General features: G+C 68.2%; 13 protein-coding genes. 8 read left to right on the top strand and 5 right to left on the bottom strand.

Annotated features, from left to right (window positions below):
- Positions 1-99: 99 nt before the first annotated feature.
- A complete protein-coding gene (locus OG504_RS47620; RefSeq protein ID WP_405995403.1) occupies positions 100-1,401 on the top strand; it encodes an MFS transporter in 1,302 nt (433 codons plus the stop codon).
- 1,004 nt (positions 1,402-2,405) lie between these two features.
- Positions 2,406-4,157 (top strand): RICIN domain-containing protein, encoded by a 1,752-nt coding sequence (locus tag OG504_RS47615; RefSeq protein WP_405995402.1) that lies wholly within the window; start codon positions 2,406-2,408, stop codon positions 4,155-4,157.
- Between the two features lie 70 nt (positions 4,158-4,227).
- Here OG504_RS47615 and OG504_RS47610 read toward each other — a convergent pair whose 3' ends face one another.
- Positions 4,228-4,380 (bottom strand): hypothetical protein, encoded by a 153-nt coding sequence (locus OG504_RS47610; RefSeq protein WP_405995401.1) that lies wholly within the window; start codon positions 4,378-4,380, stop codon positions 4,228-4,230.
- Between the two features lie 339 nt (positions 4,381-4,719).
- Between OG504_RS47610 and OG504_RS47605 the strand changes: the two genes are divergently transcribed.
- Together OG504_RS47605 and OG504_RS47600 are read left to right on the top strand one after the other, a co-directional pair.
- Entirely contained in the window at positions 4,720-5,073 is a 354-nt protein-coding gene (locus tag OG504_RS47605; protein ID WP_405995400.1) for a hypothetical protein, read from the top strand.
- A 234-nt stretch (positions 5,074-5,307) separates the two neighbouring features.
- Positions 5,308-5,691: a hypothetical protein gene (locus OG504_RS47600; protein ID WP_405995399.1), complete on the top strand. Its 384-nt coding sequence runs from the start codon at positions 5,308-5,310 to the stop codon at positions 5,689-5,691.
- Between the two features lie 96 nt (positions 5,692-5,787).
- On the opposite strand, the gene OG504_RS47595 is transcribed toward OG504_RS47600, so the two are convergent.
- Together OG504_RS47595 and OG504_RS47590 are read right to left on the bottom strand one after the other, a co-directional pair.
- Complete coding sequence (locus OG504_RS47595) at positions 5,788-6,546, bottom strand: SDR family NAD(P)-dependent oxidoreductase (RefSeq protein WP_405995398.1); 759 nt, start codon at positions 6,544-6,546, stop codon at positions 5,788-5,790.
- Positions 6,543-7,850 (bottom strand): enolase C-terminal domain-like protein, encoded by a 1,308-nt coding sequence (locus OG504_RS47590; protein WP_405995397.1) that lies wholly within the window; start codon positions 7,848-7,850, stop codon positions 6,543-6,545. Before OG504_RS47590 ends, OG504_RS47595 begins: the two co-directional genes overlap by 4 nt.
- 304 nt (positions 7,851-8,154) lie before the next feature.
- On the opposite strand from OG504_RS47590, the gene OG504_RS47585 reads away from it, so the two are divergent.
- From OG504_RS47585 to OG504_RS47570, 4 genes are all read left to right on the top strand, one after another.
- On the top strand, positions 8,155-8,868 hold the full coding sequence (locus OG504_RS47585; RefSeq protein WP_405995396.1) for a FadR/GntR family transcriptional regulator: 714 nt from the start codon (positions 8,155-8,157) through the stop codon (positions 8,866-8,868).
- A gap of 117 nt (positions 8,869-8,985) precedes the next feature.
- Positions 8,986-9,837, top strand: coding sequence for a fumarylacetoacetate hydrolase family protein (locus tag OG504_RS47580; RefSeq protein ID WP_405995395.1), 852 nt, complete (start codon positions 8,986-8,988; stop codon positions 9,835-9,837).
- Complete coding sequence (locus tag OG504_RS47575) at positions 9,837-10,826, top strand: aldo/keto reductase (RefSeq protein WP_405995394.1); 990 nt, start codon at positions 9,837-9,839, stop codon at positions 10,824-10,826. Before OG504_RS47580 ends, OG504_RS47575 begins: the two co-directional genes overlap by 1 nt.
- 131 nt (positions 10,827-10,957) lie before the next feature.
- Positions 10,958-11,335, top strand: a complete 378-nt coding sequence (locus tag OG504_RS47570; protein ID WP_405995393.1) for an amidohydrolase family protein — start codon at positions 10,958-10,960, stop codon at positions 11,333-11,335.
- A gap of 215 nt (positions 11,336-11,550) precedes the next feature.
- On the opposite strand, the gene OG504_RS47565 is transcribed toward OG504_RS47570, so the two are convergent.
- The gene (locus tag OG504_RS47565) at positions 11,551-12,729 is read right to left on the bottom strand and encodes an acyl-CoA dehydrogenase family protein (protein WP_405995392.1); all 1,179 of its coding nucleotides are present in this window, start codon (positions 12,727-12,729) and stop codon (positions 11,551-11,553) included.
- 133 nt (positions 12,730-12,862) lie between these two features.
- Positions 12,863-13,228 (bottom strand): ferredoxin, encoded by a 366-nt coding sequence (locus tag OG504_RS47560; protein ID WP_405995391.1) that lies wholly within the window; start codon positions 13,226-13,228, stop codon positions 12,863-12,865.
- Between the last annotated feature and the right edge of the window lie 119 nt (positions 13,229-13,347).

Raw genomic sequence — 13,347 nt, 5'->3', positions numbered from 1 at the left:
GCGCCTCGCTGTGCGCGCCAGACGCCGACCACTTCGCTTCGCCCACCGGCTGACTGCTTCGTTCGCGGTGGGCGCTTTCCCTCATGGGAGACCACCGCAGTGCCCGAAGACTTCCTGACGGGTGATCGCCGTCCTCTGACAGCGGTTCTTGCCGCCAACCTCGTTTCGATCACCGGGAATTGCCTCACGTACATGGGTGTGCCGTGGTTCGTGCTGCAGAGCACGGGCAGTGCCGCCAAGGTGGGGACCGTCGCGTTCTGCACACTGCTGCCCGTGGTGCTCGCCGCGCTCGTCGGTGGTCCGGTCATCGACCGGATCGGGAGACGGCGGGTGAGTGTCGCCTCGGATCTCGCCTGCGGGATCGCGGTCGCGGCGATCCCGCTGCTGCACTTCGCCGGCATCCTGCATTTCTGGATGCTGTGCGTGCTGATGGCGATGACAGGGCTGTTCCGTTCGCCGGGTGAAACCGCCCGCGGCGTGCTGTTGCCCACGCTCGCCGAACGCGCCGGAATGCTACTGACCAGGGCTGCCGGGTTGTACGACGGTGCGGCCCGCTGCGCGGCGCTGAGCGGATCCGCCCTCGGAGGCGTGCTGATCGCCGGACTCGGAGCCGCGAACGTCCTGTTGGTGGATGCCGCGACCTTCGCCGTGGCCGCGCCGCTGTTCGCGTTCGGGGTGCGCGGCCTGCCTGAGGCACAGGCCCAACGGCGGGGCGAGCCCGCGTCGCTGCTCGCCTACCGTCGTGAACTCGCGGAAGGCTATCGCTTCGTAGCGGCCACGCCGTTGCTGCTGGGCCTGTGCCTGATGACGCTGGTCACCAGGGGGCTCGACCAGGGATGGAGTGCCGTGCTCCTCCCCGTGGATGCCCGTGAGGAGCTTGGTGGTTCCATGGATCTCGGTCTGCTGAACGCGGCGTTCGGCATCTGCGCGCTCGCGGGGGCGCTCGTCTACGGGGCGGTGGGCAGCCGCTTTCGGCGGTGGCCCGTGTTCACGATCGCGTTTCTCATCGTGGGTCTGCCGCGTTTCGTGGTGGCCGCCTTCACCGACACCTTCGCGCCGCTGGCGGCGATTATGGCGGTCGAGGGTCTCGCCTGCGGCGTGCTCAACCCCATCATGGCCACAGTGACGTACGAGACGGTGCCGGAGGAACTGCGCAGCCGCGTGCTGAGCGCGACAACAGCCTCGGTCCAACTGGTCACTCCGCTGGGCGGACCGGCCGCAGGCTTCCTCGTGGATTCGGCCGGACTGTCCTCCACGCTGCTCACGGTCGGCGGTGTGTACCTGCTCGCCACACTGTGCCCGGTGGTCTTCCCGGCCTGGAGACAGATGGACAGCACCCACTCTCCCCACGACAGGACAGAGGACGCACTGCCGCAGGGTTCGAAGGCGAAACGGATGTAGGGACGCGCGCCGCTTGTGCCTGGGTTGTCTTCCGCCTGCGGACCACCGCCCGGAGCTGTCCAGCCGCCGCGCCGATTGACAACACGGAACGGGTGGCACCGCGATCACGATGCCACCCGTTCCGTCGATGCGTAAGCAGCACCAAGCTCCGGGCGGTGCAGGCGACTTGAGCGGTCACCGGCATCAATCGGAGCTTCGTTGCGTACGGACCAGGACGACCGCCCGTCGCCATACTGCCGCGACCCGCACACTCCTGTGATCACCGAGACTTTGAAACCTCCCTGGACGGCGAGGGGAACGCCGACACGTCAATACACAGCGAACCCCTCCTCTGCGAAACACTTTCGAAACACACTGGTGACACGGCTGCCCCATGCCCGAATAATTGGCCCATCCCCGCTCCCCGCCGGGGAGTTCAAAGGAGGTGAAGGGTTGCCTTGTTCGCGATGGCATGAAGGCATCCGAACCGCGTTACAACCGCCGCCGGAATGGCACGCTACCGGCCTCTTTTGAACGGACCGCCACCAATCCGGTCCACGCCATCTGCGAAGTACCGACTGCGACGGGACATCAGCGATTCCCCTGTCACCGTCAACGCTTGAGGCAACCGCAACGCTGCCTTTCTCTGCGAACAGCCGCCGCAGACAGATCGTTCGACTCCCCTCGGTTTTCATGCAATACAACAGAGCAGCGGACGCGCTCGTACGTCATAAGCGGTGAATGCGCCCCCTCGCCAATCAGGAAAACCCCAGGGCTCGGCTCCACTGCACCGATTCGCCGGCTCAGTCCGCGACTCGAACGATGGCACCCCCTTGCCACAGCGTGGACAGGACGCTCCACATCACCGGGGGAAGACAAACCCGCCTCCGCTTCGGCGCCCCCAAGTCGGAGAGAAACCACGGACCGCCGGCATACGGATCCCGGCCCGCTCTGGGCTCCAAGATCCGCTCTTGTCTATCTTTTCGGGAGGAAAGATGAAAGGCACAAGACATCCGCGTAGAGCTTTGACCCTCGTTCTGGCCATAGCCGCGACGCTGTGGACCTTCGCGATGCCTGCGCAGGCGTCCACACCGACACCCGCCACCCTCTACCAGCTCCCGAGCAACTCATCCTGCACGAAGGCCACCAACAACTGCGCGCTGTACCCGAAAACGGCCGTGCTGCCGAGCGGCCGACTTGTCGCGGCATTCGAAAAGTCGACGGTAGCCGCCTCGGGTTCGGCCGACGGCCAGACAATGCCGTTGTACAAGAGCGACGACAACGGCACGACCTGGCAACACCTGTCGGACGTCAAGGCGCCGGCGTACGCGTCGTCGAACCCCGCGTACTCCTCGTACGTCAGTAACTGGACCAATCCGTATCTGTACGTGCTGCCCCAGGCAGTCGGAAATCTCGCATCCGGCACACTGCTGATGGCCACAGTCGTATCGGGCGACGACTACAACTACCTCGACCAGAAGGCAGCCAACTCCAGCTACACGCCGACGCACGACGGCGACCGCAGCAACACGGCGATCGCGCTCTACTCGAGCACGGACTCGGGCTCGACGTGGAATGTCGTCAACGTCATCACGACGGGCAGCTGGTCCAACGGCGCGAACTACCCGGCCACCGAGAACACCAACCATCAGAACGACCCCGTTTGGGAGCCGTATCTGATGGTCTACAACAACCAGCTCGTCGCCTACTACTCCGACGAGAACGACTACACCGGTTACAACTCGTCGACGGGCGTTCCGACGCTCGATCCGAACAACAGCACAACTCCGGATCCCGCCACACAGATCCTTGCGCACCGGACATGGGACGGCGTCAGCTCGTCGTGGAGCAGCGCGGTTGTCGATGTCTCCGGAACGACGGTCACCAATTCGTCCGGTTACAGCGAGATCGGCGGTGGCCGCCCCGGCATGACCAATGTCGTCCAGACCAGTGACGGCAAGTGGATGATGACCTACGAATACTGGGGTGGCGGTGACAACGTCCGCTACAAGATCGCCAGCGATCCACTGCACTTCTATTCGGTGGGTGGCACCGCGGGCACCGGCGTCACCTCGCTGTCGGTGACATCGGGCTCCAGCGCCTTGTCCCGTGGGGGGAGCCCGGTGCTCATGCGCATGCCGAACGGGCGGATCCTCTTCAACGCCGCAGGCAGCGGGGACGTCTGGACGAACGCCGGCGGAAGCAGCACCGGTGCGTGGACGCAGCAGCACACGACGATGCCGTCCTCCTACAGCCGCAGCCTCACCTACATCCCCAACACGGGCCGAGTCGAGATCGTCGGCGGGACAACCACGATCTCCTACGCGGACATCGACTTCGGAAACTCCACCGGCGCGTACTACAAGCTCGTCAACGTCAACAGCGGTAAGGCCCTCGGGGTGTTGGGCGCGGACCTCCTCGACGGGCAGAACGTGGTCCAGTGGACCGACAACGGGTCGGCCGACCAGTTGTGGCACGTCACCGATGTCGGCAGCGGATACAGCACGCTGCTCGACAAGAACAGCGGCCGAGCTCTCGGCATCCTGGCCGCCAGCACATCGAGCGGCGCGAACGCCGTGCAGTGGGTGCAGAACAGCGGCAACGACCAGCAGTGGCAGGTGGTCGCCGTCGGCTCCGACTACAAGCTGGTGAACCGCAATTCGGGCCTCGCCCTCGGCGTTTCCGGAGCAGCCACCACCGACGGCGCACAGATCGTCCAGCAGGCGTACACCGGCGCCTCCTCTCAGCTGTGGTCCCTGGTGCTGGTGTCGTCCTAGACACGGCACGCCGCAACGGGCAGCACACAAAGCGGGAGCGCGACCGGCCGCCGGGCTCCCGCCAGGGTGGTCACCTGAGCGTGTCCATGGGCCGGCGCACGGTGTGGCGCCGGCCCTTCGGTGTCAGTCGAGCGGGACGGTCCGTGCCGAGCAGGGCATCGTCCTGGTCCCCGCCGGGCACGCTCACGCCGAGCCCGCTCATCAACTGCCGGCGCACCGTCATCGGAACGCCCCGCCCTTCGGCCTGGCGCAGCCCGCATCGGCCGTGACCATGGGGGCTGGGGCCAGAACCTGGCATCCCTCACCACGGTCATCAAGACCTTCGGCGGCCGCTGGTTCGACGAGAAGTGGCGACCGTAGGTCACCTCGCCCCAGACCGAGAAGGCCGTGAGTTCCACGTCGGCCTCCTGTGTGCGTACAGCCAGCAGGACCCGGCCAAGGACGGCTGGGAGGGCTCGGAGAGCTGCCTGTACCAGAGCGCCCAGCAAGGAGTCCATGAAGCTCGCCGGCACCAAGACCGTGCGGCAGGCGCTGGAGAAGTAGCAGTCCTACACCGAGTCCGTTGCCGGCACTCGTCATCGTGCTCGTGCTGACACGGATCCCGTTCGCCCTGACCATCTGGTACTCGCTGCAACGCCGGAACCTGCTCGGTCCCGGTCAGAAGGACTTCGCGGGCCTTGACAACCTCCGGGCCGCCTTCGGCGACGACATGTCCTGGGGGGCCATCAAAAACGTCGGGCTGCTGCGCGTGAACCGGCTGAGCGAACAGCCGGTGCTCTCCATCATCATGATCACGTCGTGGCGCTGGACACCGTTCGCGATGCTCACGCTGCTCGTCGGACTGCAGGCACTGCCGGATGACCAGTTGAAGGCCGCAACGTCGTCCTGCCGCACCTGCGGCCCTTCCTCGAACTGACCGCGCTGCTGCTGAGCATGAACATCAGCCAGGCGTTCGGCGAGATCGCCCTGCTCACAGCCTGTGGTCCCACGTTCGGGACGACAAACACCACCTACTACGGGTACCTGCGTGCGTTCAACTCGTCCGACTTCGTCACCGCTTCGGCATACGGGCTGGTCACGCTGGTGTTGTCCGCCGAACACGCTCCAGGCAGGCTCCTGCGCCCATGCGGGCACCTCGATCGTCGTCGCGGTGGTCTCGACGGTTCTTGTACTGCAACGGGCCACGCCTGCCGCGTATGCCCTGTCGGTACGGCCGGTCCGTAAGACGCAGGACGTGCTGTTCTTCTTCATCAGCACCAAGATGATGCCTGTCGCCGCAGGCATCATCTTGGTCTACGTGGTCGTCCAGCACCCACACCTGGGCATGAATCTCCCGCCTGCCGTATGGATGATCCGCTCGTTCCTCCAGGAGATGCCGGGCGAGCATCGCGCTTCCACTGGTCCGGCCCGGCCTGTGGTCAACAGCCCTGCTGTGCTGCGTGTTCTCCTGGAACGAGTACTTCTACACGGTCACCCTCACGACGACCCCTTCCACGCTGCCCCTGTTCACGCAGAGGTTCCTGTCCTTCGGTGAGGTCTGCACAACCCAAGTAGCCACCGCCGTGCGCATCCCCGTCGTCATTCTCGGCTGGATCAGCGCAGCCTGGTGCGGTGTGCCGGACAGCCGCGTTCAGGCGCGCGGGCGGATCCGCAGTCCGTGCATGCCGCCGTCGACGGCGAGATCGGTGCCGGTGGTGGAGCCGGAGAGCGGACTCGCCAGGTAGGCGACGGCCGCGGCGACCTCTTCCGCGCTGACCAGGCGGCCCATGGGCTGGCGGGCGTTCAGGGCGGCGCGTTCGGCCTCGGGGTCGGCGGCGCTGTCCAGCAGGCGCCCGACCCAGGGGGTGTCGGCGGTACCGGGATTGACGCAGTTGACGCGGATTCCGGAGTGCACGAGGTCGGCGGCGGTCGCCCGTGTCAGGGAGAGGACGGCGCCCTTCGTGGCCGAGTACAGGGCCCGGTCGGGCAGCCCCGCCGTGGCCGCGATGGAGCAGGTGTTGACGATGGCCGCGCTGTGCGAGCGCCGCAGGTGCGGCAGCGCGGCACGGGTCACCCGCACCATGCCGAAGACGTTGACCTCGAAGACGCGGCGCCACTCGTCGTCGGTGTTGTCCTCGATCGTGCCCTGGGCGCCGATCCCCGCGTTGTTGACGAGGATGTCGATGCCCCCGAGCCTGCGGGCGGCCTCCTCGACGGCCGTCCGTACGCCGGTATCGTCCGCCACGTCGGCCTGTATGCCGATGAGGGGTTCGGGCACGTCGTCCGGCTTGAGATCGAGGCAGGCCACGCGCGCCCCACGCGCGGCGAGCAACTGAGCGGTGGCCAGGCCGATGCCGGAGGCACCACCGGTGACCAGCGCGGTCAGCCCGGCGAACTCGTTCGCGCTCATGTACTGGCCTTCGCTTCCCACACCGGGCCCTCGGGGTAGCGGTGGGCGGCCACGGAGTCCGGGTGGAGTTCGGCGCTGATACCGGGGGCGGTCGGCGCGAGGTAGTGGCCTTCCCGGATCCGTACGGGATCGGTGAAGTGCTCGTGCAGATGGTCGACGTACTCGATCACGCGGTTCTCGGTGGTGCCGCTGACGGCGACGTAGTCGAACATCGCCAGGTGCTGCACCATCTCGCACAGGCCGACCCCGCCGGCGTGGGGGCAGACCGGGACGCCGAACTTGGCGGCCAGCAGCAGGATGGCGACGTTCTCGGTGACGCCCGCGGTGCGGCTCGCGTCCATCTGGAGGATGTCGAGCGAGCCGGCCTGGAGCAACTGCTTGAACATCACCTGGTTGTGGGTGTGCTCGCCGGTGGCCACCTTCACCGGCGACAGCGCCTTGCGGATGGCGGCGTGGCCGAGGATGTCGTCGGGCGAGGTGGGTTCCTCGATCCAGTACAGGTCGTAGGGCACGAGCGCGCGCATCCAGTCGATGGCCTGCTGGACGCCCCACGCCTGGTTGGCGTCGACGGCGATCCTGATGTCCGGGCCGACCGCCTCGCGGGCCAGTCGCATCCGGCGCTCGTCGTCCGCGCGGTCGGCGCCGACCTTCAGCTTGATCTGGGAGAACCCGTCGGCGACCGCCTCCTTCGACAGCCGCACCAGCTTCTCGTCGTCGTAGCCGAGCCAGCCGGGTGTCGTCGTGTACGCCGGATAACCGTGCTCCAGCAGGTGCGCGGCGCGTTCGGCGCGGCCCGATTCGGCGCGGCGCAGGATGTCCAGTGCCTCGTCGCGGGTCAACGCGTCCTGCAGATAGCGGAAGTCGACCAGGTCGACCAGCTGCTCCGGGGACAGTTCGGCCAGCAGTCGCCAGACCGGCTTCCCCGTACGGCGGCCGTACAGGTCCCACACGGCGTTCACGATCGCCGCGGCGGCCATGTGGATGGCCCCCTTCTCCGGGCCCAGCCAGCGCAGTTGGCTGTCGCCGGTCAGCCGCCGGGAGAACCCGCCGAGGTCGTTCAGGACCTCTTCCACCGGCAGGCCGACCACCAGCGGGGCCAGCGCGCGTACGGCGGCGACCTCCACCTCGTTGCCGCGCCCCACGGTGAAGGCGAGCCCGTGGCCCTCGTCACCGCCGCTCGTGCGGATCGTCACATAGGTGGCCGAGTAGTCGGGTTCGGGGTTCATCGCGTCGGAGCCGTCGAGTTCCAGAGAGGTCGGGAACCGTACGTCGACCGCGTCGACGGCGCTGATCAGTTCACTCATGGTGCCCGGCCTTCGCGGCCGGGAGGCCGAGGTGTCGTTTCGGGGTCATGGCAACCACCCATCGTCATGTGTACATGGCATGTCTGTTCTGCAGCAGCGCAAGACATGGGATGGATTTTTAGTCTCCGTTCGCCGCCGTGTCCATAGCCGGAACGAAAGAAGTCGGACACTTTTGCCTCTGACCTGCGGAGTAGGCGAGATTTTCATGGTTGCGGTAACGGATTCAGTCATCCCATGTCTTCCTCCGTCATGGGATGTATTGCTACGGTGCCGCTGCGCACGCAATGACGAGGGGCAGCCACACATGTCACTGACCGACAAGGCCATCGACCGCATCAGGGACCTCATCCAGTCGGGCGAGCTGCTCCCCGGGGCCAAACTTCCGCCCGAGCAACAGCTCGCCGCGGAGTTGGGTCTGTCCCGCAACCTGATGCGGGAAGCGGTGAAGGCGCTGGTCGTCGCACGGGTGCTGGAGATCCGGCGCGGGGACGGCACCTACGTGACCAGCCTGGAACCGGAGTTGCTGCTGAGCAGCATCGGGTCCGCGGTGGAGTTGCTGCGCGGCGACACGTTGCTGGAACTCACCGAGGTGCGCCGACTGTTCGAGCCGGTCGCCACGGCGCTGGCCGCCACCCGGATCTCGGCCACCGAGCTCGGCGAGGTGCAACGGCACCTGGACGCGATGCGGGCGGCCCGCGACGACGTGGAGCGCCTCAACGAGCACGACGCCGCCTTCCACCGGGCCGTGGTCGCGGCCACCGGCAACGCCACGCTGACCACCCTCCTGGAAGGCATCGCCGGCCGGACGCTGGGCGCCCGTGTCTGGCGGGGACTGGTCGACGACAACGCCGCCGGCCGCACCCTCGCCGAACACGAGGCGATCTACCAGGCGCTGGCCGACGGTGACGCCGTGCTCGCCCAGGCGGCGGCGCTGATGCACGTCAGCACCACCGAGCGGTGGCTGCGCGAGCACCTGGACCGGGGCAGCCGACTCCCCGGGGACGGCTCAGCCGTGTAGGGGCTTCCTCTCCGACTACTGGTGCGCCCGTTATCCCTTTCCCTTCCTCATGTCCCGCTCCCGGGGGCCGAGTTGCCGGTCACCGGGCGGACATGTTGACCTCACCGAGGAGTACCGATGAGATTTCTGCGCGTGGGCCCGGCGGGTTCCGAGCGGCCCGTGGTCCTTGACTCCGACGGCACCGCGAGAGATCTGAGTCCGCTGACCGTCGACATCGACGGTGGGTTCCTGGCGCAGGGCGGTGTGGAACACGCCCGTGCCGCCCTGGCCGAGAACGTGCTGCCGCGCACGGACATCGCCGGCCTGCGGGTCGGCGCACCGGTCGCACGCCCCGGCAAGGTGGTGTGCATCGGGCTCAACTACGTCGATCACGCTGCGGAGACGGACACACCGCCCCCTGCCGAACCGGTCGTCTTCATGAAGGCCGCCAACACGGTCGTCGGCCCCGACGACACCGTGCTCGTACCGCGCACCAGTGAGAAGACGGACCACGAGATCGAACTCGCCGTGGTCATCGGCCGCACCGCGCGCTACCTGGACTCGCCGGAGGCGGCCGACGACGTCGTCGCGGGATACGCGATCGCCGACGACGTCAGCGAGCGGGCCTTCCAGCACGAGCGGGGCGGGCAGTGGGACAAGGGCAAATCCTGCGAGACGTTCAATCCGCTCGGCCCCTGGCTGGTCACCCCCGAGGAGACCGGCGACCCGCAGGGGCTGGCCATGCGGCTGTGGGTCAACGGCGAACTGCGCCAGGACGGCCACACCAAGAACATGATCTTCGGGGTGCGCCACATCGTCTGGTACCTGAGCCAGTTCATGGTGCTGGACCCCGGAGACGTGATCAGCACCGGCACCCCGGCCGGCGTGGCCTTCGGCGCCAACGACTTCCCCTATCTGGTCGCCGGCGACGTGGTCGAGGTGGAGATCGACCGGCTCGGCCGCCAGCGGCACGTCCTCGGACAGGCCTGATGACCTCCGCGAGCCCGCCCTGGTTCGCCGAGCGCGTCCCGCTCGGCCGCTCCGGGGCCACCGTCAGCCGTATCGGCCTGGGCACCGCACCGCTGGCCGGGCTGTTCTCGGCGGTCGGCGACGAGCAGGCCACCGCCACGCTCGACGCCGCCTGGGCGGCCGGTGTCCGGTACTTCGACACCGCCCCGCACTACGGTGCCGGGCTCGCGGAACGGCGGCTGGGATCCTTCCTCGCCGACACCGGCCGACCGCGCGACGGCTTCACCGTGTCCACGAAGGTGGGACGGCTGCTCGTGCCGGGCGACGCCGCCCCCGGGGACGAGGCGTTCCACGGCGAACGGGGGCTGGTCCGGGTGCGCGACTACAGCGCCGAGGGCGTCTACCGTTCGCTCGCCGAGAGCCTTGAGCGGTCCGGTCTCGAAGCCTTCGACACGGTCCTGATCCACGACCCGGACGACCACTGGGAGGAGGCGGTCACGGGGGCGTACCCGGCACTGGCCCGGCTGCGCGACCAAGGAGCGGTGCGGGCGATCGGCGCGGGCATGAACCAGACGGCGATGCTCACCCGCTTCGTCACCGAGACCGACCTCGACTGCGTACTTGTCGCCGGCCGCTACTCCCTGCTGGACCGCGGCGCGGCCGACGTGCTGCTGCCGCTGTGCGCCGAGCGCGAGGTGGGCGTCCTGGTCGGCGGCGTCTTCAACAGCGGCATCCTCGCCGACCCGTCCCCGGGCGCCACCTACGACTACGCCCCGGCCTCCGACGAAGTGCTGCTCCGCGCCCGGTCCCTGGCCGAGCGGTGCGCGGCCCACGGGGTGCCGCTGGCCGCCGCCGCGCTGCGGTTCCCGCTGCGCCACCCGGCGGTCACCGGCGTGGTCCTCGGCGCGCGCAGCCCGCTGGAGGTCACGGAGAACATCGCGCACGCCACGACGGAGATCCCAGCGGAGCTGTGGGCGGAACTCGACGCCCTGGCGGGGGCCCGGCCATGACACGGATCGACGCACACCACCACGTCTGGCGGCCCCAGCCCTCGACTCCTGTGGCACAGACGGCTCCGAGAGCGCCCGGGACCGCTTCCGGCCCGAGCCGTCGCCCGCACGACTGGCTGGACGCCCCCGGCATGGCAGCCCTACGCCGTGACTTCACCCTCGACGACCTCGCACCGGAGGCCGCGGCGGCGGGCATCGACCGGACGATCCTGGTCCAGGTCCTCCCCGACGCCGACGAGACGGCGGAGTTCCTGTCCCTGGCGGGGGCAGCGGACCTGGTCGCCGGTGTCGTCGGCTGGGCGGACCTCACCTCGGACCACCTCACGGACACACTGACCGCCCTGCGGACGGGCACCGGAGGTGAACTCCTGGTAGGGATCCGGCACTTGGTGCAGGGGGAGACGGACCGCCAGGACGCCCTCTGCCGCTGGTGTACACCCGGAGGCAATCTCGGCCGCGGCGCCAACGGAGAACTCGCGGCCCGGCGGACGGCAACCACTCGATCTTGAATTCAAAGCGGTTAAGGGTGTGCCGTGACACGGTAGTCGGAATTGAAAAGGCTCGGCGGCCCCCGGCTGCCCTCGCCACGGAGTCGAGTGCGATTCCTGTCGTACCGGCGGAGCACCGACTGTCTCGTCACGACCCAGCGGCTATCTCGATCACGCAGAATCCTGGTGTCAACTGTCCGCGGTATGTGACAACTGGCGTCTGTGGTCGCAGAAGGCTAACGCCGCACCCTCGGCATCCCCAGCCCGATCCACGAGATGATCTCCCGCTGGATCTCGTTGTTGCCGCCGCCGAAGGTGAAGATGACGGCGGAGCGGTAGCCGCGCTCCAGCTCTCCGTGCAGGACGACGCCCGCCGACCCCTCCTTCAGCGCGCCGGCCGCGGCGACGATCTCCATGAGCCAGGCGTAAGCGTCGCGGCGGGCCTCGGAGCCGTAGACCTTGACGGCGGAGGCGTCCTGGGGGGTGAGGGTGCCTTCCTGGACGGCGTTCACCATCTGCCAGTTGAGGAGTTTCATCGCGTCGAGCCGCGCGTAGGTGCGGGCGAGGAGGCGGCGGACCCAGGGGAGGTCGACGACGCGGCGGCCGTCGGCGAGTTTGGTCTCCATGGCCCAGTGCTGGACGTCGCGCAGGGCGCGGATCGCCATGGTGCCGTGGGCGGCGAGGGTGACGCGTTCGTGGTTGAGCTGGTTGGTGATCAGCCGCCAGCCCTGGTTCTCCTTGCCGACGCGGCGGGTTACAGGGACGCGGATGTTCTCGTAGTAGCTGGCGGTGGTGTCGTGCGAGGCGAGGGTGTTGATCACCGTGCACGAGTAGCCGGGGTCGGCGGTCGGGACCAGGAGCATGGTGATGCCCTTGTGCGGCGGGGCGTCCGGGTCGGTGCGGACGGCGAGCCAGACCCAGTCGGCGGTGTCGCCGTTGGTCGTCCAGATCTTCTGCCCGTCGACGACGTACTCGTCGCCGTCGCGGACCGCACGCGTCTTGAGGGCCGCCAGGTCCGTGCCGGCCTCGGGCTCGCTGTAGCCGATCGCGAAGTCGATCTCGCCGGCGAGGACCTTCGGAAGGAAGTACGCCTTCTGCTCGTCGGTGCCGAACTGCATGATCGTCGGGCCGACCGTGTTCAGCGCCATCAACGGCAGCGGTACGCCCGCCTGCGCGGCCTCGTCGAAGAAGATGAACTGCTCCATCGGCGTCAGCCCGCGCCCGCCGTACTCCTCGGGCCAGCCGACGCCGAGCCAGCCGTCCGTGCCGAGCCGGCGGATCGTCTCGCGGTAGAAGCGCTTCTGGGCGGCCGGGTCGTCGTAACGCGAGTAGGCGTGGTCCGGCACCAACTCGGCGAAGTAGGCGCGCAGTTCGGTACGCAGCCGCTGCTGCTCGGGCGTGTATTCGAGATGCACGGCGCCTCCAGGCTCCCCAAGGCCGGTCCTGACGGCGCACACCGTAGAACGTGTTCCAGAAATAGGGAATGGCGAGGCGGCAATGCCCCTGAAGAGGCCGTAGGCGCAAGTCAGTTCAGCGCGGCCATGGACTTCACCTCAGCGTGGCCATGAACTCCGTGCACGCCCGCGCGCAGTCCCGGCACGCCTCCGCGTCCGCCTCGGCGCCCGGCTGCGCGTCGAAGACCTGCGCGCACTCCAGGCAGACGAGCAGGCACCACTTGACCTGGAGGCGCAGGGCGGACTCGTCCTGGAGGTTCTGCTCGGCCAGCATCCGGCAGGTGGCGTCGCACACCTCCGCGCACAGCAGCGCCTTGCGTCGTACGAGTGCCTCGTGGTCGGTGGCGTCCGGATCCGAGCGGCTGACGCGCAGCACACAGGCCCGCGCGCACTCGGTGCAGGCCTGGGCGCAGGCGAAGCGGTCCTCCAGGAAACGGACGAGTTCCTGTTGTGTGGTCATCGCTGTCACACAGTCCGGGTTGCCGTCAGCTCCCTCCGCAAACCCGGCGGAGCAGGCATCCGGGGTGCGTATCGCCCCGTCGATCAGTACGGTGCTGTCCAGGTGTTCGACCTTGAACA

Origin of the sequence: Streptomyces sp. NBC_00986 (assembly GCF_045162565.1) — a bacterium.
GTDB lineage: Bacteria > Actinomycetota > Actinomycetes > Streptomycetales > Streptomycetaceae > Streptomyces.
This window is presented reverse-complemented; position numbering and strand designations above follow the sequence as displayed.